Annotated in this window: 19 protein-coding genes, 3 tRNA genes and 2 pseudogenes; 5 read left to right on the forward strand and 19 right to left on the reverse strand. The window is 37.7% G+C overall.

The window, feature by feature from the left end:
- From ACFILT_RS04435 to ACFILT_RS04445, 3 genes and pseudogenes are all read right to left on the reverse strand, one after another.
- Window positions 1-80, reverse strand: a pseudogene (locus tag ACFILT_RS04435) (elongation factor Tu); the annotation flags it as partial.
- Window positions 81-261: 181 nt separating this feature from the next.
- Window positions 262-335 (reverse strand) — tRNA-Gly (locus ACFILT_RS04440).
- A 31-nt stretch (window positions 336-366) separates the two neighbouring features.
- Window positions 367-450, reverse strand: a tRNA-Tyr gene (locus tag ACFILT_RS04445).
- Window positions 451-655: 205 nt separating this feature from the next.
- On the opposite strand from ACFILT_RS04445, the gene ACFILT_RS04450 reads away from it, so the two are divergent.
- Window positions 656-1,486, forward strand: a complete 831-nt coding sequence (locus ACFILT_RS04450) for a TrmH family RNA methyltransferase (RefSeq protein WP_375612889.1) — start codon at window positions 656-658, stop codon at window positions 1,484-1,486.
- Here ACFILT_RS04450 and ACFILT_RS04455 read toward each other — a convergent pair.
- The 6 genes from ACFILT_RS04455 to ACFILT_RS04480 all read right to left on the reverse strand — a co-directional run bounded on the left by ACFILT_RS04455 (window position 1,483) and on the right by ACFILT_RS04480 (window position 7,461).
- Window positions 1,483-2,214: a rhomboid family intramembrane serine protease gene (locus ACFILT_RS04455; protein ID WP_375612890.1), complete on the reverse strand. Its 732-nt coding sequence runs from the start codon at window positions 2,212-2,214 to the stop codon at window positions 1,483-1,485. The genes ACFILT_RS04450 and ACFILT_RS04455 overlap by 4 nt on opposite strands.
- Before the next feature lie 876 nt (window positions 2,215-3,090).
- Entirely contained in the window at window positions 3,091-3,516 is a 426-nt protein-coding gene (locus ACFILT_RS04460) for a DUF2155 domain-containing protein (RefSeq protein ID WP_375613043.1), read from the reverse strand.
- A gap of 89 nt (window positions 3,517-3,605) precedes the next feature.
- Entirely contained in the window at window positions 3,606-4,004 is a 399-nt protein-coding gene (locus ACFILT_RS04465) for an NADH:ubiquinone oxidoreductase subunit NDUFA12 (protein ID WP_375679136.1), read from the reverse strand.
- A gap of 181 nt (window positions 4,005-4,185) precedes the next feature.
- On the reverse strand, window positions 4,186-5,685 hold the full coding sequence (gatB, locus tag ACFILT_RS04470; RefSeq protein ID WP_375628991.1) for an Asp-tRNA(Asn)/Glu-tRNA(Gln) amidotransferase subunit GatB: 1,500 nt from the start codon (window positions 5,683-5,685) through the stop codon (window positions 4,186-4,188).
- Between the two features lie 130 nt (window positions 5,686-5,815).
- A complete protein-coding gene (gene tig, locus ACFILT_RS04475) occupies window positions 5,816-7,243 on the reverse strand; it encodes a trigger factor (RefSeq protein WP_375679654.1) in 1,428 nt (475 codons plus the stop codon).
- A 135-nt stretch (window positions 7,244-7,378) separates the two neighbouring features.
- Window positions 7,379-7,461: transfer RNA gene (locus tag ACFILT_RS04480), tRNA-Leu, on the reverse strand.
- Window positions 7,462-7,595: 134 nt separating this feature from the next.
- Here ACFILT_RS04480 and trmFO point away from each other — a divergent pair.
- The gene (gene trmFO / locus ACFILT_RS04485; protein WP_375679655.1) at window positions 7,596-8,987 is read left to right on the forward strand and encodes a methylenetetrahydrofolate--tRNA-(uracil(54)-C(5))-methyltransferase (FADH(2)-oxidizing) TrmFO; all 1,392 of its coding nucleotides are present in this window, start codon (window positions 7,596-7,598) and stop codon (window positions 8,985-8,987) included.
- 1,077 nt (window positions 8,988-10,064) lie between these two features.
- Here the strand turns inward: trmFO and ACFILT_RS04490 are convergent.
- From ACFILT_RS04490 to ACFILT_RS04525, 8 genes and pseudogenes are all read right to left on the reverse strand, one after another.
- On the reverse strand, window positions 10,065-10,343 hold the full coding sequence (locus ACFILT_RS04490) for an HU family DNA-binding protein (protein ID WP_375611283.1): 279 nt from the start codon (window positions 10,341-10,343) through the stop codon (window positions 10,065-10,067).
- Window positions 10,344-10,572: 229 nt separating this feature from the next.
- Entirely contained in the window at window positions 10,573-12,999 is a 2,427-nt protein-coding gene (lon, locus tag ACFILT_RS04495; RefSeq protein WP_375679134.1) for an endopeptidase La, read from the reverse strand.
- Window positions 13,000-13,182: 183 nt separating this feature from the next.
- Window positions 13,183-14,457: an ATP-dependent Clp protease ATP-binding subunit ClpX gene (clpX, locus tag ACFILT_RS04500; RefSeq protein ID WP_273723371.1), complete on the reverse strand. Its 1,275-nt coding sequence runs from the start codon at window positions 14,455-14,457 to the stop codon at window positions 13,183-13,185.
- Between the two features lie 183 nt (window positions 14,458-14,640).
- A complete protein-coding gene (gene clpP, locus ACFILT_RS04505; protein WP_375611281.1) occupies window positions 14,641-15,273 on the reverse strand; it encodes an ATP-dependent Clp endopeptidase proteolytic subunit ClpP in 633 nt (210 codons plus the stop codon).
- Between the two features lie 147 nt (window positions 15,274-15,420).
- A pseudogene (locus tag ACFILT_RS04510) lies at window positions 15,421-16,224 on the reverse strand (hypothetical protein).
- Between the two features lie 10 nt (window positions 16,225-16,234).
- A complete protein-coding gene (gene trkA / locus ACFILT_RS04515) occupies window positions 16,235-17,611 on the reverse strand; it encodes a Trk system potassium transporter TrkA (RefSeq protein ID WP_375679656.1) in 1,377 nt (458 codons plus the stop codon).
- Between the two features lie 4 nt (window positions 17,612-17,615).
- A complete protein-coding gene (locus tag ACFILT_RS04520) occupies window positions 17,616-18,974 on the reverse strand; it encodes a sigma-54-dependent transcriptional regulator (RefSeq protein WP_375617700.1) in 1,359 nt (452 codons plus the stop codon).
- A 1-nt stretch (window position 18,975) separates the two neighbouring features.
- Window positions 18,976-21,243, reverse strand: coding sequence for an ATP-binding protein (locus tag ACFILT_RS04525; RefSeq protein ID WP_375631782.1), 2,268 nt, complete (start codon window positions 21,241-21,243; stop codon window positions 18,976-18,978).
- Window positions 21,244-21,415: 172 nt separating this feature from the next.
- Here ACFILT_RS04525 and rirA point away from each other — a divergent pair, with 172 nt between their 5' ends.
- From rirA to ACFILT_RS04540, 3 genes are read left to right on the forward strand one after another with little or no spacing between them, the layout of a single operon-like run.
- Complete coding sequence (gene rirA, locus ACFILT_RS04530) at window positions 21,416-21,859, forward strand: iron-responsive transcriptional regulator RirA (RefSeq protein ID WP_375611276.1); 444 nt, start codon at window positions 21,416-21,418, stop codon at window positions 21,857-21,859.
- A gap of 24 nt (window positions 21,860-21,883) precedes the next feature.
- Entirely contained in the window at window positions 21,884-23,074 is a 1,191-nt protein-coding gene (locus ACFILT_RS04535; protein ID WP_375679137.1) for a bifunctional 2-C-methyl-D-erythritol 4-phosphate cytidylyltransferase/2-C-methyl-D-erythritol 2,4-cyclodiphosphate synthase, read from the forward strand.
- Entirely contained in the window at window positions 23,071-23,559 is a 489-nt protein-coding gene (locus ACFILT_RS04540) for a CinA family protein (protein WP_375679133.1), read from the forward strand. Before ACFILT_RS04535 ends, ACFILT_RS04540 begins: the two co-directional genes overlap by 4 nt.
- Window positions 23,560-24,158: 599 nt before the next feature.
- On the opposite strand, the gene ACFILT_RS04545 is transcribed toward ACFILT_RS04540, so the two are convergent.
- Together ACFILT_RS04545 and lipA are read right to left on the reverse strand one after the other, a co-directional pair.
- A complete protein-coding gene (locus ACFILT_RS04545; protein WP_375679657.1) occupies window positions 24,159-24,620 on the reverse strand; it encodes a type II toxin-antitoxin system RatA family toxin in 462 nt (153 codons plus the stop codon).
- Window positions 24,621-24,622: 2 nt separating this feature from the next.
- A complete protein-coding gene (gene lipA / locus ACFILT_RS04550; RefSeq protein WP_375611273.1) occupies window positions 24,623-25,585 on the reverse strand; it encodes a lipoyl synthase in 963 nt (320 codons plus the stop codon).
- Window positions 25,586-25,613: the final 28 nt, after the last annotated feature.

Below are 25,613 nucleotides of genomic sequence, written 5' to 3' on the forward strand. Positions count from 1 at the left end.
GAGGTCTTCCCATGATCAACGTGACCAATCGTACCAATATTAACATGCGGTTTTGTTCGTTCAAACTTGCTCTTCGCCATTGCTATTAATCTCTTGTTTTATTCCCTATTTTTATTAGCACCTAGGGACAATTCTGCAAAACTTAAGTCTGACCAGACTGTAAACAGCCCAATCACCACAACTCTTAGACGGAAAACCCCACCAAATCTATAAATGGAATATCCTCCACCATACCTATTTGCCCAATCATCAACAACCATTTGGAGCGGGTAGCGGGAATCGAACCCGCATATTCAGCTTGGAAGGCTGCTGCTCTACCATTGAGCTATACCCGCATGACCCACGTACTAACTCTCCTTCGATGAATGGTGGAGGGGGTTGGATTCGAACCAACGTAGCATACGCAACGGATTTACAGTCCGCCCCCTTTAACCACTCGGGCACCCCTCCATTCCACCGATAAAGTCGCGCAATGAGACATCACGACAACCATCTTGAATACCCATTCAATTCAATCTGATTGCGAAGTGGTTATGACGATTACTATTGTATCTGTCAACAGAATAAATACAATTCTGTACAAATTTCCTGCTCATAATTTTAAATCATAGATTTTTTCTCTCTATTTTTCTTATTAACACGTTATAAAGAAGCTATGAAAGAAAAAACATCACAAAATTCTCATTATGCTCGTTTGCGTCGCCGATATCGCGATACAAAAGGCTCTCCTTCTCGATCTTTTACACACCCAAAGAAGAAAGCTGCTTCTTTACAGCAAGAGATCATCCATCTTTATGGCATTCATTCTGTTCAGGCTGCTTTAGAAAACCCAAAAAGAATTTTAAAATGTCTTTACGTTACACAAAATGCCTTAAAACGATTAAATATATCCGAATCAGATTATCCTTGCTCTGTTACATTATGCACCCCCAAATATCTTGATTCGCTTGTTGGAAGTGAGGCTGTTCATCAAGGTATTGTTTTGGAAACTCTCCCCCTCAAACCATGCAAACTGTCGGAACTAACCAATACTGATCTGGTCATTGTCATGGATCAAATTACCGATCCACATAATGTTGGCGCTATTATGCGCTCTGCAGTTGCATTGAAAGCTAAAGCACTTATTACAACTTGCCGTCACTCTCCCCACGAAAGCGGTGTTCTTGCGAAAGCGGCATCTGGAGCTCTGGAAATGATTCATTATATTACCGTACGAAACCTTGCTGAAGCTCTTCAAGAACTTCATCAAACAGGTTTTACAAGCTTTGGTCTCGATTCAGAAGGTGACCAACCTCTAGAAACAGCATTAACAGGGAATAAAATTGCTCTTGTTTTAGGAGCAGAAGGTAAAGGTTTACGTAAAAAAACACGCGAAACCGTTTGCGCTTTAACACGCCTTGACATGCCTGGAAATATTAAATCATTAAATGTTTCAAATGCAGCAACAATAGCTCTTTATGTGGCACATCAATATCTTAGATTCTAGTTTTTAATTTTTTGTGAAACATCAAAAAAACCAACCAACAAAAAACCCGCAAAAAACCCGCCAATATGAGCTTCCCATGCTATTGAGATGCCATTTTCTTCAAACAAAATAGAAGAAATACCTATGATCAAATCAGTCGTCAGCCATACACTCATATAAACAAGAACCCCCTTAGAACACAGAGCTTTTTTGACAGATAATAAAGGTCCTAAAAGTTTTTCGTTCTGCGCATTGACAGCTAGATTACCACTAGGAAAACCGTAACGTGCAATAGCACCCATCATTCCAGATACGGCACCTGACGCCCCAATAAGTGATATGGTACTTTCTTGATGAAATGTAAAATAAGTCAAAACAGAAATAACTGCCGTTAACACCCAAAAAATTAAAAAACGTAAAACACCAAAATGCCTTGCTAAAGGAGAGCCGAAAACCAAAAGCCAAACCATATTAAGAGCAACATGTTTAAAACTACTATGCATAAATGAATAACTCACCATGGTATAACAAAATGCTACAGGATCCCTCTTAAACAATGCTGGTATAAATGAAAAAAGCTCAAGACTTTCAACATAAACCTGATGAGAAAAAAAATACTGAGAAATGCAATAAAGACAAAAACAAAATGCTATCAAAACAACTATAATAAATGGAACATTCAATAAGGGTTCTTTAGGTTGTTTTGGCAATCGGGAAACATCATTATGTTGGTGACTAGAAACTTTCATTGTATAAAATCTCGTATTTTTTAGAAAATGGGTTATACTTTATACAAAATAAATATACCATTCCCAGTGATGCAGAATCTTCTCAACGCCTCTTCGAAACCCCTTTTTAAATTTTCAATAGCTCTACATGAAAACACGTGTATTTTATACAAAAGATTTTAAAAAGCATGGATATCAAGAATATGATTTACAAACTTAGTGGTATCCCGCTTACTTAAATGTGAAGTTACCATGCAATACACAAGAACTTACGAATAGACAAACTCACTTATGAAGTGGTGTATAATAAAAATATATAAACATTATTTTCTTACTAGAAATATATTGATTATTGCATTTTTTAACCAAGCTATACTTCGATTGATAAACTTTAAAGAATCTTAAATCTCAATTTTTCCATTAATATGGCCTGCATTGCTTCTATGCTTTGAACGAAAAACGACATCTCTATGAGAAAAAATACCAATACAGCGTTCTCTAGATATAATAATTAGTGTTTCATGATAAATTACTTACTTGATAATCTGTTTCCCTCATACATGCAAAAGCGTCAGTTCATCTCTTTAACAAATATAAACAAGCCTTTCATTTCAACCTTTAACAGATATAATTCAAGAACTGTCTCTTATGAAACACTTAAAAAATATGTTGATTCTAATGATGCATCTTTGAATTTAAACAGTTCATGACGGAATTTTTTATTCCTTTTTTAGACAGTGTTATTGACACATCCGCCACTTGTAACGCGCAAGAGAATAGTTTGGATTATTCAATATAAAAAAAATTAAATGAGGTAATCATAGGAATTTGCTATTAAGTTGTAAAATGATAAAGGACCATTATAAATCAATGTATTATAAATAGATAACACACTAATTATTGAAGAGGAAGATCTTGAGCATTCTGCTTGCAATCCTTTAACCACACATCATAAATAGGATGCTCAACAGCGTTCAAACCAGGACTATCTGCAAACATCCATCCCGTAAAAATACGCCGTACTTTTTTATCTAATGTTACTTCATTGACTTCAACAAAACCAGTTGTACGCGTGGGTTCATCTTTAGAGCTCGTATAACACGCACGTGGTGTTACCTGTAATGCACCGTACTGATAAATTTTACCAAGAGTAACTTCAAAACGTGTTGTCCGTCCCGTGATTTTGTCAAGACCTGCAAAAACAGCAATTCCATTGCTAATACGCTCAGCCCGCACCCCATTATTTAAGGATAAAAACACTAAAATTCCCATTAAAAAAATATATATAAAATGCCTCACCCCTAACAATAAAAAAAATCTCATCATATCAAAATCAATCGCACCTTAAAAAATAATTCTTTTCATAACATAGAGTCAAATAAGACAAAAATACACACGCACATTAAAACATGTTATTTTTTAGGTGACCACGCATCATAATCTTCATGCACACAAGAACGCTCTCCATTGGAGGTGATAGCTCCCTTTGGTCGATAGCCCTCACTTGTTCCTGTCATATTTGCAACATGAGACTTTTCCCATTCATAAGGATGATAATCCTCTTGTGTTGGTGGACACTCACAGCGATGATGAATCCAGCCATGCCAACCTGGTGGAATAGTAGAGGCCTCAGAATAGTCTTTATAGATAACCCAACGGTGCGGATAACCATCCTTATGAAATCCTCCTTCATAATATATATTTCCAAACTGATCTTCCCCTATCCGCTTACCTTTGCGCCATGTGAAAAAACGCGTACCAATGGTATTACCATTCCACCATGTGAAGATTTGCTTAAAAAAACGAGCCATCTGCTATTCCATTCATTTAGTGCGCTCATGAAATTAATCGTTGGAATAAAATTATTAACGATTGAAATTATCGAAAAAGTTACTAGTAAATTCAACTACAATTCCAATTGATAGGTTAACGTGCTATCCTTTAATTTCAAGAAGATATCATATGTATGGCTTCTTCTCCACCCCATAAAATTTAATCTATGCCAAGTTTCATCTTAACCAATTCATTAACAGCTTGGGGATTTGCCTTACCACCTGTTACTTTCATTACCTGTCCAACAAACCAACCAGCTAAAGCAGGTTTGTGCTTTGCTTGCGCAACTTTATCAGAATTATTGGCAACGATCTCATCAACAGCTCTTTCAATAGCCTTTGTATCCGTTACCTGCTTCATATTTCGTTCTTCTACAATTTGGCGTGCATCTCCCCCCTCATTCCAAATAATCTCAAAAAGATCTTTGGCAATTTTTCCAGAAATAACTCCTTCTTTTATAAGATCAATAATGCTTCCCAATTGATTTGGCGATACTGGTGACTCTTCAATCTCACGATTATCTTTATTTAAAGCCCCTAAAAGGTCGTTAATCACCCAATTGGCAACTATTTTTCCATCACGCCCACGCGCTACCTCTTCAAAATAATCAGCAATAGCCTTTTCTGTCACAAGAATGGAAGCATCATACACTGTCAATCCCATTTCCTTAATAAAACGTGCTTTTATAGCGTCAGGCAATTCTGGTAAGTCTGCTGCCAAAGCATCCACAAATGCTTGATCAAATTCTAATGGTAAAAGATCAGGGTCAGGAAAATAACGATAGTCATGCGCTTCTTCCTTTGAGCGCATAGAACGCGTTTCACCTTTAGCGGCATCAAAAAGCCGAGTCTCTTGATCTATGACGCCTCCATCTTCTAAAATTGCGATCTGACGACGCGCTTCATATTCAATTGCTTGACCAATAAAGCGAATAGAATTAACATTTTTAATTTCACAGCGCGTTCCAAAATCTTCACCAGGACGACGAACAGATACATTGACATCTGCACGCATAGAACCTTCATCCATATTGCCATCGCAAGTGCCCAAATAACGAACAATCGTACGCAATTTTGTCATATAGGCTTTGGCTTCATCTGATGAGCGCATATCAGGCTTGGAAACAATTTCCATAAGAGCAACACCAGAACGATTAAGATCTACAAAAGACATCGTTGGATGTTGATCGTGCATCGATTTTCCAGCATCCTGTTCAAGATGCAACCTCTCAATTCCCACTTCAATATCCTCAAATTGGCCATTCGAATCTGGACCAACAGATATAATAATCTTTCCCTCTCCTACAATGGGATAGCGAAATTGAGAAATCTGATACCCCTGCGGTAAATCTGGATAAAAATAGTTTTTGCGATCAAAAACAGATTTTAAATTAATATGCGCCTTTAATCCTAACCCCGTTCGAACCGCTTGACGAACACATTCTTGATTAAGAACAGGCAACATACCTGGCATGGCTGCATCAATAAGTGATACATGATTGTTCGGCTCTGCACCAAATTTGGTTGATGCTCCTGAAAAAAGTTTCGAATTTGATATGATTTGCGCATGAACTTCCATGCCAATGATGACTTCCCAATCACCTGTAACTCCAGAAATAAAACGCTTAGAATCAGGAGTACGCGTATCAATGATGCTCATTGCCAATCCACTACCAATATTTTAAAATTCACTCATGGCTTATCTAAAACCATTCTCTCAGTGCAATCCTAGGATATAAATCTTACAATACAAGCCCGATTTTATCGGGCTTGTATTGTTTGCATAAATATTAAGCTTTTTTAGGAGCCTTTTTCTTAGCTGGTTTTTTCTCTGTAGACGTTTCTTTCACTTCAGACTTTTTCTTTGCCTGCTTTTCTTCAGGGACATCTGATTCGTCATATTCTTTCATCAACTCTTCAACCGTCACTTCTTTATCTGTGACTTTTATCTGTGCTAATAAATGATCAATGACCTTTTCTTCAAAAATCGGAGCACGTAGATTTTCAACAGCTTCCGGAGTCTTACGGAAAAAATCCATAATCTCTTTCTCTTGTCCTGGATATTGGCGAACCTGATCAAAAACTGCTGCTTTTAGCTCATTCTCACTAACTTTAACACCAACCTTCATTCCAATTTCAGAAAGCACCAAACCAAGACGAACACGACGCTGCGCAAGGACACGATATTCCTCACGTGCCTTTTCTTCTGTAATACCTTCATCTTCAAAACTGCGCCCAGCCTTTTTCAAATCATCATTAACCTGAGCCCATATATTGTTAAACTCAACCTCTAAAAGTTCTTCAGGAATCTCAAAATTATAATCAGCATCTAAAGCATCAAGAATTTGACGCTTAACTTTTTGACGTGTCACTGAACCATATTGGCTTTCAATCTGCCCACGAACGACCTCACGTAAGCGATCTAGAGACTCTAAACCAACTTTTTGCGCTGCTTCATCATCAATTTTTAATTCATCTGGTTTAAAGACAGCTTTGATAGTAATGTCAAACTCTGCTTCCCGTCCCGCCAAATGTGCCGCACTGTAATTATCAGGAAACTTAACAAAAATCGTTTTTACATCCCCAGCTTTCACACCAACCAATTGCTCTTCAAAACCAGGAATAAATTGTTTTGACCCAAGAATCAGTTGTGCATCACTATCTGCCCCACCTTCAAATGGAACGCCTTCAAGCTTACCTTGATAATCTATGGTAATGCGATCACCTTCTTCAGAATTCCCCTCTTTTAGAGAATAATTACGCGTAGAAGAAAGGACGCGATTGACTTGATCATCAATATCCTGTTCAGGAATAATTGCAATTTCACGGATAACCTTAATATGTTCAAAATCTTTAATGTCAATTTTTGGTAAAACTTCATACTTTAAACTAAAAGTAAAATCAGCTTTGCCATCTAGAATTTTTTCATCTTCATCTATATCAATTTTTGGCTGCATCGCTGCACGTTCATTGCGGTCCGCTAAAATAGAACGGGGTGCATCACTGAGTATCTCATTGAGAATCTCCGCCATAAAGGATTTACCATACATTTTTCGCAAATGCCCACTAGGCACTTTACCGGGACGAAAACCATTAAGCTTGATTTTTCCCTTGGTATCATCCAATCGTTCATTCAACTTTTCTTCTAAATCTTTCGCTGGAACCACGATCTTAATTTCGCGCTTCAGTCCTTCATTAAGCGTCTCGGTAACCTGCATTAAACACCTTCATTTTTCTAAGGAGAGGGATCAACCCACTCTAATAATCATTACATTCTAACACTTCGAGTGTTACATTTACCATGAAGCGGAATTTCAGACACGTAGAAATCCGTAGCACTTAAGGGATTGCTTTGGTGCGGATGGAGGGACTCGAACCCCCACGGTCTCCCGCCAGAACCTAAATCTGGTGCGTCTACCAATTTCGCCACATCCGCTCAAACTTACAAGCTAATAACCTTATACAAGCGGCGTTTCTATACCATTAATTACAGAAAAAAAGCAAACAAATATATTAAAAAAAACAAAATCTATGCTTTTCATACATAACTGCTTACGCTAAAAGTCAATTATGTTAAAGACATTTGATATCCCAATTCATATCATCGGTGGCGGTCTTGCGGGGTGTGAAGCAAGCTGGCAAATCGCTCAGTCAGGAATTTCTGTTGTTTTGCATGAAATGCGACCCGAAAAAAAATCAGATGCCCATAAAACCGATAAATTGGCAGAACTGGTTTGTTCAAATTCGTTTCGTTGCGATGATTCATTAACAAATGCCGTAGGGCTTTTACATGCTGAAATGCGATTAGCAAAATCGTTAATTATGAAAGCTGCTGATGCCAACAAAGTTCCCGCAGGTAGTGCTCTTGCTGTTGACCGTGATGGATTTTCAAAAACCGTTACGACAGCACTTGAAAATCACCCTCTTATAACAATCAGACGTGAAGAAGTTCAAGAAATTCCTAAAGCTTGGAAACATGTTGTCATTGCAACAGGCCCCCTTACATCGCCTGCACTTGCTCAAAAATTACAAGCAATAACCGGTATAAAAGCTCTTTCTTTTTTTGATGCAATTGCGCCTATTATCCATACCGACAGTATTGATATCAACATTTGTTGGTATCAGTCTCGCTATGATAAAATTGGTCCTGAGGGAACAGGAAAAGATTATCTTAATTGTCCCCTCAACAAAGAACAATATGAAACATTCGTTGAAGAGTTAAAAAATGCTGAAAAAACAGAGTTTCGTGACTTTGAAAAAACGCCCTATTTTGATGGATGCCTCCCCATTGAAATTATGGCTGAGCGCGGACTTGAAACGTTAAGACATGGTCCTATGAAACCTATGGGCTTAACTAATGCCCATAACCCTACAGTTAAACCCTACGCTGTCGTTCAATTACGCCAAGATAATAAACTTGGAACGCTTTATAATATGGTCGGCTTTCAAACAAAACTGAAATATGGTGAACAAATTCGTATTTTTAGAATGATTCCAGGTCTTGAAAAAGCAGAGTTTGCGCGTCTTGGTGGTCTTCACCGCAATACCTACCTCAACTCGCCAATTATTCTTGATCAAACCCTTCGTTTAAAACAAAAAAAACAACTACGCTTTGCAGGGCAAATTACCGGATGTGAAGGTTATGTAGAATCAGCGGCAATAGGGCTTCTTGCTGGACGTTTTGCTGCTGCCGAATATCATCATATTTCCCCTTGCCTACCCCCACAAACTACAGCATTCGGAGCCCTTTTGAATCATATTACGGGGGGACACATCATAGATGAAAAAGCAGAAACACAGTCTTTTCAGCCAATGAATATCAATTTCGGACTTTTTCCCCCTATTGCTTCTATTAAACATTCAGGGAAACGTTTACCAAGTAAAGAAAAAAAATTAGTAAAAAAACAAGCCATAACAGCGAGAGCTCTCAATGATTGTACTCAGTGGTTAGCAAATAAATAATCAAAGAGCTCCTGTTTATAAAAAACACACGATTCGCCTCTCTCCTACTGAATAGATCTTTATGACTCTCGTGAAAAAATCATTCTAAAGCCTTTTAAAGACTGTCTCCCCCAATCAATAAATACTACCCTACGTTTCATCATTTATTCAATTATGTAGATGCTGTAAAATAACTTTTGGCTATAAAAAACTTTATCGCTATCAATAATTTAATATGATTTAATGACTAAAAACAAAATAATTATATAAACATATTATGAATAATCAAAATAAATAAATGGAAATACACAATTAATACTGTACTATCTTTATTAATAGTTTTTATATTACGTAATGTATATTATTTTATAAGAGTAATTTTTCTGTTTTTTAACTTCCTCCCTCAAAATTTGTGATGTTCTCTCATTTTAACTCTTGTATGATGGAGGAAAAATACTCGCTTGCATATCACAAGTGAAATAAAGATATGGAAAAAATATTTGTAGGATAGAGCTGGAGCTATCTCTCCCCTCTCAAATGCCAAGAAAAATCCCAATATTAAAAACCAAATCTGAATATCAAAAGATTTTTTTATTTCAGGATCTTATAATAAATCAATAAAATTATCCTCTTGGTGCGTCACAAGAAAGGTTGGCGTATAAGAGTAAAAGAATAAAACTATCCCTTATGCACTCGTCTCAGATATCTGGGGCTAGTCGCAACATTATAGGAACTGAGAAAATAGATAGCACGGTGGCACCAACATGCACTTTTATTAAGCGTAAATGGTGATATATAATAACTTTTATGGACTTTACAGAGTTTTCCGCTTCATATTATTTACGGATCTTGTTTTGAAATAAATACCGTAACACTTCAGCGTAATAAAAGTTAATATTACATTTTATAAGCCATACCCGCGCTCAATTAATACAGTACAATATTTCATTGAAAAGACTAAAAACAATATATTTCCAGCAATACATGAAAATAAAAAATATCGCAAGGATCTCAAAGTTTTATGTGAAAAACAAGCATAACACATGTGTTAAAAAAACCCGCTTATAAATAAATCGGGTTTTTTTAATGTAGCTTAAATTATTTTTTATTAACTGCTTCTTTAAGGCTTTTTCCTGCAGAAAATTTGGGTACAGAACGTGCTGGAATATCGATTTCAGCACCAGTTGAAGGATTACGCCCCTTTGTTGCAGCACGATGAGAAACTTCAAAAGTGCCAAAACCTGGAAGACGAACATCTCCCCCTGAAGCCAAAGCTTCTGTTACAGAAGCCATAAAAGCATCAACAACAGCACCAGCTTGCGCTTTCGAAACACCTGCCTTTTCAGCAACGGAGCTAACGAATTCACTTTTATTCATAAAATATTTCCTTTCCCTATATTACCTGAACATGACTTAATCATGTTATTGGTCAGTTTATTGAAAAGTACAGCAAACAGAAGTCTTATTTTTATCCAAAACATTGTTTTTTTAGCAATAATCACAGTTATTCACGGAATTTTTCACTTTTTCCAACAAAAAACAGAATAATAACCTCAACAACATCTTCTACCACCTAAAAAATGCCGTTATAAATGAGATAAGTGAATCAGTGCGCAATCTGTATTCCTTCACTATCACTGCTCTCTGACCGGATTGGCACAGCCCCTGTAGAGGGTTCTTTCCATTCAATAGTGTCTGGAAAACGAACCAACGCGTGTTTCAAAACTTCACTCACATGATTTACCGGAATAATTTCCATATTATTTTTGACATCATCAGGAATATCAACCAAATCTTTTGCATTTTCTTCAGGAATAAGTACTTTTTTTATCCCTCCTCGAAGAGCTGCTAAGAGTTTTTCTTTTAATCCACCAATGGGTAAAACGCGTCCACGTAAAGTAATTTCACCAGTCATTGCAATATCTTTATGCACAGCTACTCCTGTAAGGACCGAAACAATTGCTGTCACCATTGCAATCCCAGCCGATGGGCCATCTTTTGGTGTCGCACCCTCTGGAACATGAACATGGATATCGCGTTTTTCAAAAAGTGGAGGTTCAATACCAAAATCAACAGCACGAGAACGTACATAAGATGCTGCCGCTGAAATGGACTCTTTCATAATATCACGTAAATTTCCAGTTACAGTCATCTTCCCTTTGCCGGGCATCATAACTCCTTCAATGGTCAATAACTCTCCACCGACTTCTGTCCACGCAAGACCTGTTACAACACCAATTTGATTTTCTCCTTCAATTTGATTGTAATGATAACGTTTAACACCCAAGAAATCATGAATATTACTTTCTGTAACTTTTACAGATTTTTGATGCGTTTTGAGAATTTTTGTAACGGATTTGCGGGAAATTTTCATGAGTTCACGTTCAAGGTTACGAACGCCTGCCTCACGTGTATAAAACTGAATAATTGACCTTAGTGCTCCATCAGAAATACTGAGTTCTTTTTTAGACAAACAGTGATCTTTTAGTGCCTTTGGTAAAAGATGCTGTTTAACAATTTCCATTTTCTCACATTCAGTATAACCAGCGATACGAATAATTTCCATACGATCCATTAACGGACCCGGAATATTAAGCGTATTGGCAGTTGTGATAAACATGACATCAGAAAGATCATATTCAACTTCCAAATAGTGATCAATGAATGTACCATTTTGTTCAGGATCAAGAACTTCTAATAAAGCGGATGAAGGATCGCCACGAAAATCTTGGCCCATTTTATCAATTTCATCAAGCAAGAAAAGCGGATTAGATTTTTTTGCTTTTTTCATAGACTGGATAATTTTTCCAGGCATCGATCCAATATATGTTCGGCGATGTCCACGAATTTCTGCTTCATCTCGGACACCTCCCAATGAGATACGAACATACTCACGTCCCGTTGCCTTTGCAATAGAGCGCGCTAATGATGTTTTCCCTACACCTGGAGGACCTAACAAACAAATAATGGGACCTTTTATCTTTGACGCGCGACTTTGTACGGCCAAATATTCAATAATTCGCTCCTTAACTTTTTCAAGACCAAAATGTTCATTATTCATGACCTTTTCAGCAAAATCTAAATTGTTTTTAATCTTAGATTTTTTACCCCAAGGCATTGCTAATAACCAATCAAGATAGTTACGTACAACTGTCGCTTCTGCAGACATAGGAGACATATTCCGTAATTTTCTCAATTCTGCTCCAGCTTTTTCCTGTGCTTCCTTGGATAGTTTTGTATTCTTGATACGTTCTTCTAATTCAGAGAGTTCATCTCGGCTATCATCACCTGCTCCTAACTCTTTTTGAATAGCCTTCATCTGCTCATTGAGATAATATTCTCGTTGGTTTTTTTCCATTTGCCGTTTAACATGCGAACGAATACGTTTTTCAACCTGCAAAACAGAAATTTCTCCTTCCATGAAGGACAAAACACGTTCAAGACGGGCCCGCACAGGTAAGAGCTCTAATATTTCCTGTTTTTCTGCCAGTTTAATCATCAAATGAGAAGCAATCGTATCGGCAAGCTTAGAAGGATTATCAAGCTGGCCAATCGCATTCACAACTTCAGGAGAGATTTTTTTATTAAGCTTTACATAGTTTTCAAAATAAGTAATCACTGACCTTGAAAGAGCTTCAATCTCAACATCACTCTCTCTAGGTTCTTCTGTAACAGTTGCAAAAGCCTGATGATAACCTTCACTTAAAGCAAATTGACTAATTTTTGCACGTGCAGTTCCTTCAACCAAAACCTTTACAGTACCATCAGGAAGCTTTAAAAGTTGAAGAATATTAGCAAATGTACCAATATGATAAATATCCTCTGATTTTGGATCGTCATCAGAAGCATTTTTTTGTGTCACCAATAGTATTTGCTTATCAACCGCCATCGTTTCTTCAAGAGCACGAATTGATTTTTCGCGGCCCACAAAAAGTGGAACAATCATATGGGGGAAGACAACAATATCACGAAGAGGTAAAACAGCATAAACCCCATCTCTTACTTCATCTGTCTTTTCATCAATATATTGCATAACTCTCCTTTCTGGAGCCTATGAGCTATCTACAACAATTAGCCCACCTTTAGAAAATCTCAGCTCTTCACTGTACATGAAGTGGTAATTACTCATACATAAATCAAGCATTATAATGATATTATTAGAAACACCTATCAAATACCGTTCACTACCACCTTTTATATTGTGCATCGCACAATGTCATGCTGATACATTTTCTTTATCTTCTGCACGTTCTGAGTAAATATAAAGAGGACGCGCTTTCCCATCAACGACATCACTCGAAATAACCACTTTTTGAACGCCTTCAAGAGCCGGTAGCTCAAACATCGTCTCAAGAAGGATCTTCTCCATAATAGAACGTAAACCACGAGCACCAGTTTTACGTTCAATTGCTTTCTTTGCAATAACACGTAAAGCATCTTCATGAAATGCTAACTCAACATTCTCCATTTCAAAAAGACGCTGATATTGCTTTACTAACGCATTTTTAGGTTGGGATAAAATTTGCATGAGGGCGTTAACATCTAAATCCTCTAAGGTAGCGACTATAGGAAGCCGCCCAATAAATTCTGGTATTAAACCAAATTTAATAAGATCTTCAGGCTCTAAATCACGAAAAATTTCACCGACACAACGCTCATCCGGAGCCTTAACAGTCGCAGAAAAACCAATAGAAGTTTTTTCACCACGCCCTGAAATGATCCGTTCTAAACCTGCAAAAGCTCCCCCACAAATGAATAAGATGTTTGTGGTGTCAACCTGAAGAAACTCTTGTTGCGGATGCTTACGTCCACCTTGAGGAGGAACAGAAGCAATCGTTCCTTCCATAATTTTTAATAATGCTTGCTGAACTCCTTCCCCCGAAACATCTCTTGTAATAGAAGGATTGTCTGCTTTACGAGAAATCTTATCAACCTCATCAATATAAACAATACCACGCTGCGCACGTTCAACATTATAATCTGCTGCTTGAAGAAGCTTCAAAATAATATTTTCAACATCTTCCCCCACATAACCTGCTTCAGTCAAAGTGGTCGCATCCGCCATCGTAAAAGGCACATCAATAATACGTGCTAATGTTTGTGCAAGATAAGTTTTACCACAACCCGTTGGACCAACAAGAAGAATATTTGATTTAGCCAACTCAATATCATTGCTTTTAGACTGATGCGCCAACCGTTTATAATGATTATGAACAGCAACAGAAAGAACACGCTTTGCATGCTGCTGACCAATAACATAGTCATCAAGAACTGTTATAATTTCCTGTGGCGTAGGAACACCATCACGCACCTTAACCCCAGAAGACTTATTTTCTTCCCGAATAATATCCATGCAAAGCTCTACACATTCATCACAGATAAATACAGTAGGCCCCGCAATGAGCTTACGCACCTCATGCTGACTCTTGCCGCAGAACGAGCAATAGAGAGTATTTTTTGATTCGTTCCCGCTATTGCTAATTTTGCTCATTTTTCTTTCCTTTCACCACAATATATGAACACTTTGCCTTTTCAAAGGAAGCTTTTCATCATGAAAACTAAAAGACATATAGAAAACCATGCATGTCTCAATACTTTTAGGTGTTTCTCTTATTTTGCGATATTTTTTATAAAACTCTTTGATTTAAAGTAGCTGTTTTTTCTATAAAAACTCTTAATCTTTTTCTTCTTTTTCAGTTTCTGCACGGTATTGTATAACATCATCAACTAAGCCAAACGCTTTGGCTTCTTCTGCTGTCATAAAATGATCGCGATCGAGAGTTCTCTCTATAACCTCATAATCTTGACTCGTATGTTGAACATAAATTTCATTTAAACGCCGTTTCATCTTTATAATATCTTGCGCATGTCGCTCAATATCTGAAGCTTGACCTTGAAAACCACCAGATGGTTGATGCACCATAATACGTGCGTTTGGCAATGTAAAACGATGACCTTTTGCTCCAGCCGTTAATAATAAAGACCCCATAGATGCCGCTTGCCCCATGCAAAGCGTAGAAACAGGAGGGCGAATAAACTGCATAGTATCATAAATAGCCATACCAGATGTTACGACACCACCTGGAGAATTAATATAAAGACTAATTTCTTTTTTAGGATTTTCCGCTTCCAAGAAAAGCAATTGTGCACAAACAAGCATTGCCATACCATCTTCAACAGGTCCATTAATAAAAATAATCCGTTCCTTTAAAAGACGGGAAAAAATATCATAGGCCCGTTCACCACGATTTGTTTGTTCAATAACCATAGGAACAAGGCTTAATGCTGTTTTCATTGGATCACTCATATTTTTACTTTCCGTTCATATAACAACCGCTCTTTACACATTCAATGTTTTTGTCCATATGTTAACATTACTCTCTTGTGCAAGCTACAATCAAGAGATTGTATAAGATAGATTAAAATCTCAATAGTTAAAATAGCAATAATAACTCTACCTAAACAAATGATGAACATCCGGAATGCGAGATACCGCCCAATGGTAAAAACTTCCTTCCTGAGGTCTTTTCGTAGTCTTTGTCTTTCTGTGAATATGAAAACCTATCAAGCGTGAATCTGTAAGCGGCTTTACGCCAAAAGCTGGTTCAAAAATACGTTCAGTTTTTCGCCCAGTCCAATAATAAAAAGTTTCCTTTGCTTCATGAAAAAAACCATATCGTTTTGCTAATCGTGAAATACCATCATTGCCAAATATTGTAACGCCAAGATTTCCCGGTAAAATCGGCATTTTTTTCCTCTTTAATCAGAACGGTCTCCAAACACGACGCTTAAACCCAAGCCAATGAGGAATAATTTCTGTGCCAGCCCAATAATCCTCAAATATTTTTATAATAGGGTTATTGGGCGGAAAATAAAGTGCAGAAACGCCTACTCTTGTATTATTTTCTCTTGCCAACCAAACCTTATCCGCATCTGGATGAAATTGTTTAACAAGGTAAACATCTGTATCTAACCAAACACCTTGTTGATATTTCATCAGCATAACACGAAAAAAATCCGAGAACTGAACAATTGTACATCCTAGTTTATCATCAGAAAAATCGGGATCAAGGTGATAAATTGCTGAGCGTGGTAAAATTGATTCGGCTTCATGCAGCTCAACACCAGCAGGGAGATTATCTATTTTTTTATCATAACTAAAAAGCTTAACGCGCTGTCCAGTTTTAACCATTGAGGACAAACAAAGCCTATCCACCAATCTTAATTGTCCACTATACCAAAAAGTACAAATATCCATAGATAATATCTCAAAAATATTCTAAACTTACGCGAAAGAGTTGTTCAACATCACGAACCCTATCAGCAAGAGCAAAAATCACTATTCTATCACCAGACAAAATACGCGTATCTGCCGAAAGCTGTATTATTGTCTTATTGCGATAAATTGCACCAATTCTCAAACCATCTGATAAATTGAGCTCTGATAATGACTTACCAACCAATGAAGATGTTTGCATCACTTCAGCTTCAATAATTTCTGCTCGGCCATTAAAAACTGAATGAACAGAACGAATACGCCCACGGCGCATTTGTTGCAAAATTCTCGATATTGTAACGCTATGGGGATTAAGATATGCATCCACACCAACAGCACGACTAAATTCTTGATAGGCAACATTATTAATCAATACCATATTGGCTTTGCAGCCCAATCTTTTAGCAATAATAGCGCTTAAGAGATTAACCTGATCTTGATTGGTCAATGTAATCATTAAATCGGACTGATCAATTCCCGCATCTTGAAGAATCACTGGATCTAACACGTTACCGTATAAAACTGTTGTTTTTTCAAGCTGATCAGCAATTGTGATGGCTCTTTCTCTATGCGCTTCTATAATCTTCAATTTTAATTTATGGAAACGCTTTTCAATAGCCTGTGCAACATAAAGGCCAATGTGACCACCCCCTGCAATAATCATGCGGTGGGCATCTTGTTCTTTATGACCAAAAAGCCCAACAGCACGACGCATCTGTTCACGAGAAACAACAAGATAGGTTATATCACCAACGCGTAATTGCGTTTCTGAATGTGCAACCAATAATTCCGCGCCACGTTTAATAGCAGTAACCGTCGTATGAAGATCTGGAAAAAGCTCTGTTAATTGACGCAAAGGTGTATTAATAACGGGACAATCTTCCATGCATTCCAAAGCTAGTGCCACAATATCATCATTACAAAAATAAAGAACATCTATTGCACCAGGTAAAGCAATACGGCGCAAAACCATTTCCCCAACTTCAACTTCTGGCGAAATAACCACATCAATGGGAATATTCTCTCTGGAAAAAAGCGTCTTATAACGTGGTTCTAAATAAGATTGTGAGCGAATACGAGCAATTTTTGTGGGCACATTAAATAATGAATGTGCTACTTGGCAAGCTACCATATTAACTTCATCAAACAAAGTGACAGCAATCAACATATCAGCTTTGTCTGCATCTGCAGCCAAAAGAACTTCAGGCCGTGAACCGTGACCAACAAAACCTCTCACATCCAATGTATCGCGAATCTTTTCAATTAATCTCGTTTCAATATCAATAACAGTAACATCGTGATTTTCAGCAGCAAGACGCTCTGCTATCCCATAACCAACCTGTCCTGCTCCACAAATAATAATACGCATCGCTTTAAGAAACTCCAAGCGCTTTAAGTTTACGGTGCAAAGCTGAACGCTCCATGCCTATAAATTCAGCAGTACGTGATATATTTCCACCCAAACGCCCAATCTGCGCCACTAAATATCTCTTTTCAAATAATTCTCGAGCTTCACGTAACGGCAAATCCATTATACTTTCATCTGAATCCATTTGAAGACGTGGCAAAGAATCACTTACTTCACTGGGAAGAAAGTCCGCTGTTATAGGACCATCACCATCCCGCACAAGAATAAGAAGACGCTCAATATTATTACGTAATTGCCGCACATTACCCGGCCAAGCGTGCGTTTGCAAAATAGCAATCACATCATCACTGATTGCACGCGGTTTAATCCCAACCTGCTGTGATATTGTTTTTACAAAATGATGTACAAGTTCTGGAATATCTTCACGACGCGCTGAAAGGGGCGGAACAACAATAGGAACAACGGAAAGACGGTGAAAAAGATCCTCCCTAAAGCGCCCATCAGAAATGAGGTTTTCAAGATTTTGCGCTGTCGAAGAAATGATACGGACATCCACCTTAACACGTTTTGTGCCGCCAATTCTCTCAAATGTTTGCCCCGTTAAAACCCGAAGAATCTTCCCTTGAGTCTCACGCGGCATGTCAGCAATTTCATCAAGATATAAGATACCGCCATGAGCTTCCTCTAAGGCACCAATTTTACGCTCTCTTCCCTCCATTTCGCTGCCAAACAGCTCTATTTCCATTCTTTCCGGAGTAATCGTTGCAGCATTTATTGTAACAAATGGCCCATTCGAACGCGTTGAGAGCGCATGAATAGTTCGTGCAACAGTCTCTTTTCCTGCCCCTGAAGGACCTGTTATCATGATGCGACTATTGGTTGGTGCTACTTTTTCTATGATTTGACGCAAATTTTTTATAACTGTCGATTTTCCGAGCAACTCTAATGTCTCGTTCGAACGCTTTCGCAATTCTAAAAGCTCACGTTTTAAATTTGAATTTTCAAGTGTTCTCTCTGCAACCAATACAAGTCTATCAGCTTTAAAAGGTTTTTCAATGAAATCATATGCCCCTCGCTTTATAGCGGAAACAGCCGTCTCAATATTACCATGACCAGAGATCATAACGACCGGAAGAGCCGGATATTGTGTTTTAATTTCATCAAGCAGTGCTAAACCATCGAGACGACTACCCTGTAGCCAAATATCCAAAAAAATGAGCTTTGGAATACGCTCACTAATTTGAGCCAATGCTTCATCAGAGTTACAAGCAACACGCGTTTCATAACCTTCATCATCTAAAATACCAGCAACAAGCTCACGAATATCTGCTTCATCATCAACAATCAAGATATCTGATACCATACTATTCCCCTATCTTATGATTTATGGCTTGTATAATATTACCCTGCTTACCCCCATCCGCTGGAAATATCAAACGGATCATCGCACCACGACCTTCATAAAAACTCTCCGGTGCATCATGAAGCTCCATGAAACCACCGTGATCTTCAATAACTTTGCGCACAATAGCTAACCCCAGCCCTGTTCCTTTTTCCCGCGTTGTTATATAGGGTTCTAATAACTTTTGTCTTTGCTCTTTAGGAAGTCCTTTCCCGTTATCAACAACATCCACAACCACCCATTCTTCCTGACGATAAGAACGGATAAGAATATGACCGTGAATATTTTCCTCTCGCATAACTGAATCTATGGATTCGCTCGCGTTTTTGATAACATTGCAAAAAGCCTGTACAATGAGACGGTTATCAAATGCACCCATAAGTGGTAGAGTTCCTAAATCTTGCTCAAAATGAATATCATGTCGCGTCACTTCTATCAAGAAACATGCTTCGCGCAACAATTCTCGTATATCTAAAATATGCATTTTGGGTTTGGGCATACGTGCAAAAGAGGAAAACTCATCAACCATACGCCCAATATCTCCAACCTGCCGAATAATTGTGTCAATACACCGCTCAAAGACCTCTCTATCTTGTGTAATAGCTTTGTTATAACGTTTACGAATGCGTTCAGCGGATAACTGAATAGGTGTAAGAGGATTTTTAATTTCGTGTGCAATACGCCGCGCAATATCCGCCCACGCCGCTGTACGTTGCGCTGCAACAAGGTCTGTAATATCATCAATTGTTAGAACCCAAGATTGCCCTTGTCCATCATCCTCCTCCATCGTAACTTGGACATTACAGACACGCTCTTTTCCTGCAACGTTTAAAGTGACCTGCTCACGATGGTTTTTACGATCCAATGAACGCACAAACTGAAAAACCTGCCAAATTTCAGCGCTTAAAGATAAAAGACTTTTTCCAACAACGTGCTCTGAGCGAATATCAAACATCGCTTCAATAGACCGATTGATAATGGTGATATCACCATTATCATCTATCCCTGCTACTCCCGCTGTTACACCCGATAACACAGCTTCAGAAAAACGCCGTCTTTCATCAATTTGATCACGCACTGCAATCAATTCATTACGCCGACTTTTCAATTCACTGACCATGTAATTAAAAGTTTTGGATAATTGCCCAATATCTCCATCTTTTGCTCGTACTGGCACGAAAATTTCCATATTTCCAGAAGCAACATCATCGGCAGCACTAATGAGAAGACGAATAGGACGTACTAAGCGATCAGCAACAGCAATAGCAGCCCAAATGGCTGATAAGAATAAACTAAAAAAAAGACACAAATAAAGCATACCAAATGCAATCTGTGTCAGCAGGCGATTTTCATTTAAATCACGATAACGATCTGTATTAACTTCTGTCAAACGCAAAGCAGATAAAACACCTTTATCAACGTCACGCACCAAATATAAAAATGTGTTTGGAATATTGGTAAATTTTAAAATAATACCAAAATAATCATGAACGCCTGGTTGAAAAGAAAAAGGTCTCGCACTGGTTGCACGTTCAATAAGATGAGAAGGAGGAATTGGCAGTTTATCTTCATCACCAAGAGCACTCGATACAAAAATAGCTCCACTAGAACTTAACAAAAATGCACCACGCAAATTGCGTCCTAGAGCATGACGCGTCAATTGCATCCTATATTCAGCTGGATTACGTTCTAAGAGTTTTTTGTTATCAAGTGCAAATGCCATCGCGTAGGATAAATTTTTTAAATTTTGGAGCATTTCATCTGCATAAGCATTTGCTAAATCAATAGAAGAGCCCACAATTTGCCGCGTTGTTGTATCAAACCATCGATCAAGTCCCAAATTTAGTGCTGGACCCGATACAAGAGCTACAGCAACAGCTGGCATTGTCGCAACAAGTGCAAACAATGAAATAAGGCGCACATGAAGACGCGATCCTGCACGCCTTGAACGCCAAGCACGAATGATCGGTATCATCTCATAAAAAACGATGACAATAAGCCCTAAAACCCAAAAACTATTAATTCCTATAAGAATAAGGGTTACTGTTCTACTGGGAACAACAGGAGTTAATCCAATAAGAATAATAAATGAAACAGAGGCCGTAAGTAAAGCCAATACAATAATTGTAATCCCTAAAAAAATATATACCTTACTTAAACGATACAACTCATCGTTATAAGTATTTTTATCTATGTCTTGAAGATTCGTCACAGATGTTATATTCGTCATGAGCTTACATACCCTTATCCCATTATTCTCATATAACCTTTTGTAGCAAAAATTGACAATACTAATACTACATTTAAAATAGGCAAATATAGTCAACAAGAAAAAACTTCTACATTTTGCAAAATATCTTTAAAATAGACTGTGTTCGTCGATACTTTACGAAGGAAATGAGATGCGATTAACAAAACAAACAAATTATGCTCTTCGAATGCTCATGTATTGTGCAGATAATCAGGGAACTCTCAGTCGTGTTCCAGAAATTGCTAAAGCATATGCCGTTTCAGAGCTTTTTTTATTTAAAATCCTTCAGCTGCTTGTTCAAGCAGGTTTTATACAAACAGTGCGTGGACGCAATGGTGGAGTTAGATTGGCTAAACCCGCAGCAGAAATTTCAGTCGCGGATGTTGTGAAAGTAACAGAAGACAACTTTTCCCTCGCAGAATGTTTCGATACTGCAGAACCAACTTGCCCCTTGTTTGATTTTTGTGGTTTAAATACCGCACTTCAAAAAGCATTAAATGCTTTTTTTGAGGTGTTATCCGTGATATCCCTTGCTGATCTACAACAACCATCCTTTCAAAATCATTTTAAAATTAATGACAAAAAAGCAAACTAAGATTATAATACAAGGAGATTAAGTATTTCTATTGCAGCAATAATATTAGCCGCTGGACGGGGTGAAAGAGCAGGATCTCCCCATAAAATTCCAAAACAATATCGGCTTCTAGGACAAAAGCCAATTATTTATCATACCGTGCATTGTTTTTTGCAGCATCCAGCTATCACAACAATTATTCTTGTTATTCATCCAGAAGATCGTCAAATCTGTGAACAAGCTATTGACGATTTTAAAGAGCGCCTTATTATCGTTGAAGGAGGCAATACACGTCAAATCTCTACCTTATATGGACTTCAGGCACTCAAAAAATTTGCCCCCCAATATGTGCATATTCATGATGGTGCACGCCCTTTTATCGAAAACAAGCTTCTTAATAACATTCACAACACTATCACGCCTCAAGAAGGTGTTCTTCCTGTTCTGCCCATCTCTGATACCCTTAAACGTATAAATAATCAGCATGTTTTAGAAACAATTCCCCGTACCCATCTTTATAGTGCACAAACTCCACAGTGTTTTCCCTTTGAACATATCTTAGCGGCCCATAAACAAGCAAAACAAGCTTGCAAACAAGAATTCACTGACGATTGCGCAATTGCCGAATGGTTTGGAATTCCTATGCGTACCGTTCCTGGAGATCCTAACAACATAAAAATTACATGGCATGAAGATTTTAATACTGCACATTTATATCTCCAAAAGAAAATGCAAATATTTCCTGATATTCGTACCGGCAATGGTTATGATGTTCACTCTTTTGAGGATGGTGATTTTCTTATATTATGTGGTATAAAAATCCCTTTTCATAAAAAATTAAATGGACACTCCGATGCGGATGTTGCTCTTCATGCATTAACAGATGCCCTTCTTGCAACTCAAGGTGCTGGAGATATCGGTACACATTTTCCTCCCTCTGATCCTCAATGGAAAAATGTATCATCAGAAATTTTTCTCCATCATGCTCTTGATATTATAAAACAAGCAGGTGGTCGTATCGCCAATGTTGATATCACAATTATCGCTGAAAATCCTAAAATTGGTCCTTATCATCATGCCATGACAGAAAATCTTATGACAATACTTGCAATTACGCCTGATCGAATCTCTATCAAAGCAACAACAAATGAAAAGCTCGGATTTATTGGTCGTGGTGAAGGGATTGCTGCTCTTGCAACAGCGTGCGTTCTTTATCCAGGAGAAATTCCCCAATGACATATTTTTGTGAAAAACAAGCGCGTAAAGTCCTTAATACCTGTTGCCAAAAAGGTTTGCTGTTAACAACTGTAGAGTCTTGTACAGGAGGGCTCATTGCTGCATGCCTCACAAATATAGCAGGATCGTCAGATGTTCTCGATTGTGGATTTGTTGTTTATTCAAATGAATCCAAAACACGCCTTGTTGGCGTTTGTGCTGAACTTATAAGAATCTATGGCGCCGTTTCAAAAGAAGTTGCTCTTGCAATGGCTGAGGGTGGATTAAAACATTCACAAGCTGACATTGCAGTTTCTGTAACAGGAATTGCTGGTCCAGGAGGTGCAAGTCTTGATAAACCTGTAGGACTTGTGCATTGCGCAGTTGCTTACAAAAACCACTCTCCCCTGCATAAAGAAATGCACTTTGCTCATCTTAATCGCAATGCTATCCGCCACGCAACTGTTGAAAATGCTTTTAAAATGATTCTGGAATTGCTTCACTGAATTCCCCATACTAATTTCAAAATTCTTTATTCCCCATCGTGTCTATAATCGTCAACATCTTGAAAAAATTTTATTATATCACAACTTGAAAATGAACGATCTGACTAGCGTAAAGTTATCTCACTTCAGTCCTGTGTAGGTTGAATTAATCAAATTTATTCACTTACACGCCACAAGAGAAAAAACTGTATAAATAAAATGATTAATGAAAGGGAAACTTGTACCTCTCTCTCAAGTGCTAAGAGCTGGCACAACATCTTGAGAGATGGCAAATAAATGATACAGGAGAACTTCTTCATAAGTGTACAGATGTAGATTTTATATACTTTTACGAGAATCTATACTATTTATTATGAGCACTATTATGAAATGGGTATGACGCAAGCATGTTCTATTTGGGCGTTTTGTTTAACGAGTGTGCATCCATTAAAAAAGAGAGAAACAAAAGCATGAAGCTGTGCATCATCTTCATCATTTAAAATGATATTCCCTCAATATGCTTTTGAAAGCTGAATTAAAAACAAATAGTAAAGATGGAAACCGGTTTTCACCTTCACGCTGTTTAAGCAATACGTATTGTTAAAAAATAACAGAATAGACTATGTTACCGTAGAGCCATAAATCTGATGCGCACGCTTCTCAAAAGCCTCGGTAAATTTACGAAACGCAATATCAAACATTGAGCCCATCACTAATCCAAGCATTTTACTTTTAAATTCATAATCAATAAAAAACTCTACATTACATGCATTGGTATTTTCAATATCATGAAAGGCCCAACGATTTTCAAGATATTTGAATGGACCATCAATATATTTAACTTCTATAAGACTTTTTTCCGGCTGAAGAAATACTTGAGTCGTAAAAGTTTCACGAATAATCTTATAGCCAACGGTCATATCCGCAAGAAGCAATATTTTTTTTCCATATTCTTTTCGAGAACGTATTATTAAAGACTCACACATTGGTAAAAATTCAGGATAACGCTCAATATCTGAAACCAGATCAAACATTTCACTGGCACTATGGGTGATCTGCCGATGTATTGTAAAAATCGGCATAATTATCTCTGTAAGGAAAATTTTTCATCACGCGCTTTTTGCAAAATGGCAAAATCATCTCCAGCATGATGAGATGAACGCGTTAGAGGATTGGAGGCCATATGTAAAAATCCTTTTACTTTACCAATCTTGGCAAAAGACTCAAATTCTTCAGGAGGCACAAAACGAACAACTGGATGATGTTTTCGTGTAGGCTGCAAATATTGTCCAATTGTCATAAAGTCAACATCAGCAGCGCGCAAATCATCCATCAATTGCAAAACTTCATTTCGCTCCTCCCCAAGGCCAACCATAATTCCCGATTTTGTAAAAATTGTTGGATCAAGTTCTTTAACACGTTGTAATAAACGAATTGAATGAAAATAACGTGCCCCTGGACGGACCTTCAAATATTTAGAAGGAACTGTTTCTAAGTTATGATTAAAAACATCAGGCTTAGCAGCAACAACAACTTCTAAAGCGCCATCCTTATGACGAAAATCAGGTGTAAGAACTTCAATTGTTGTTTTAGGAGTTTTTTGACGAATCGCATAAATAACTTTTGCAAAATGCTCAGCACCACCATCAGCAAGATCATCACGATCAACAGATGTAATGACAACATGTTTTAATTCCATCCGTGCAACAGCATCAGCGACACGTTCTGGCTCATTATCATCAACGGCAAGTGGAATACCTGTTGCAACGTTACAAAAAGCACAAGCACGCGTACATATTTCACCTAAAATCATAAAGCTAGCATGCCTCTGGCTCCAACATTCGCCAATATTAGGACAACCAGCTTCTTCACATACAGTCACTAACTTATGCGTACGTACAATACCATGTGTTTCCTTATAAATTGGTGATGTTGGCGCTTTTACACGAATCCAATCTGGCTTTTTTTGAACGCTTGTATCAGGACGATGTGCCTTTTCAGGATGACGCAATCGTCTATTTGCAACTCTATCAACAACCGTAACCATTTAAGCCTTTGCCTTATAAATACGAAGT

This window comes from Bartonella sp. AP7XZML, assembly GCF_042195745.1.
Classification (GTDB): Bacteria; Pseudomonadota; Alphaproteobacteria; order Rhizobiales; family Rhizobiaceae; genus Bartonella.

What these genes read in the sequence shown, in the direction of transcription:
- ACFILT_RS04545 (WP_375679657.1), bottom strand. Translation starts at nt 24,620, where the DNA reads ATGCCGATTTTTACAATACATCGGCAGATCACCCATAGTGCCAGTGAA.
- clpP (WP_375611281.1), bottom strand. Translation starts at nt 15,273, where the DNA reads ATGAGTGATCCAATGAAAACAGCATTAAGCCTTGTTCCTATGGTTATT.
- rirA (WP_375611276.1), top strand. Translation starts at nt 21,416, where the DNA reads ATGCGATTAACAAAACAAACAAATTATGCTCTTCGAATGCTCATGTAT.
- lipA (WP_375611273.1), bottom strand. Translation starts at nt 25,585, where the DNA reads ATGGTTACGGTTGTTGATAGAGTTGCAAATAGACGATTGCGTCATCCT.
- trkA (WP_375679656.1), bottom strand. Translation starts at nt 17,611, where the DNA reads ATGCGTATTATTATTTGTGGAGCAGGACAGGTTGGTTATGGGATAGCA.
- lon (WP_375679134.1), bottom strand. Translation starts at nt 12,999, where the DNA reads ATGCAATATATTGATGAAAAGACAGATGAAGTAAGAGATGGGGTTTAT.
- gatB (WP_375628991.1), bottom strand. Translation starts at nt 5,685, where the DNA reads ATGAGCATCATTGATACGCGTACTCCTGATTCTAAGCGTTTTATTTCT.
- ACFILT_RS04460 (WP_375613043.1), bottom strand. Translation starts at nt 3,516, where the DNA reads ATGAGATTTTTTTTATTGTTAGGGGTGAGGCATTTTATATATATTTTT.
- ACFILT_RS04525 (WP_375631782.1), bottom strand. Translation starts at nt 21,243, where the DNA reads ATGACGAATATAACATCTGTGACGAATCTTCAAGACATAGATAAAAAT.
- ACFILT_RS04540 (WP_375679133.1), top strand. Translation starts at nt 23,071, where the DNA reads ATGACATATTTTTGTGAAAAACAAGCGCGTAAAGTCCTTAATACCTGT.
- trmFO (WP_375679655.1), top strand. Translation starts at nt 7,596, where the DNA reads ATGTTAAAGACATTTGATATCCCAATTCATATCATCGGTGGCGGTCTT.
- ACFILT_RS04465 (WP_375679136.1), bottom strand. Translation starts at nt 4,004, where the DNA reads ATGGCTCGTTTTTTTAAGCAAATCTTCACATGGTGGAATGGTAATACC.
- ACFILT_RS04520 (WP_375617700.1), bottom strand. Translation starts at nt 18,974, where the DNA reads ATGGTATCAGATATCTTGATTGTTGATGATGAAGCAGATATTCGTGAG.
- ACFILT_RS04450 (WP_375612889.1), top strand. Translation starts at nt 656, where the DNA reads ATGAAAGAAAAAACATCACAAAATTCTCATTATGCTCGTTTGCGTCGC.
- ACFILT_RS04455 (WP_375612890.1), bottom strand. Translation starts at nt 2,214, where the DNA reads ATGAAAGTTTCTAGTCACCAACATAATGATGTTTCCCGATTGCCAAAA.
- clpX (WP_273723371.1), bottom strand. Translation starts at nt 14,457, where the DNA reads ATGAGCAAAATTAGCAATAGCGGGAACGAATCAAAAAATACTCTCTAT.
- tig (WP_375679654.1), bottom strand. Translation starts at nt 7,243, where the DNA reads ATGCAGGTTACCGAGACGCTTAATGAAGGACTGAAGCGCGAAATTAAG.
- ACFILT_RS04490 (WP_375611283.1), bottom strand. Translation starts at nt 10,343, where the DNA reads ATGAATAAAAGTGAATTCGTTAGCTCCGTTGCTGAAAAGGCAGGTGTT.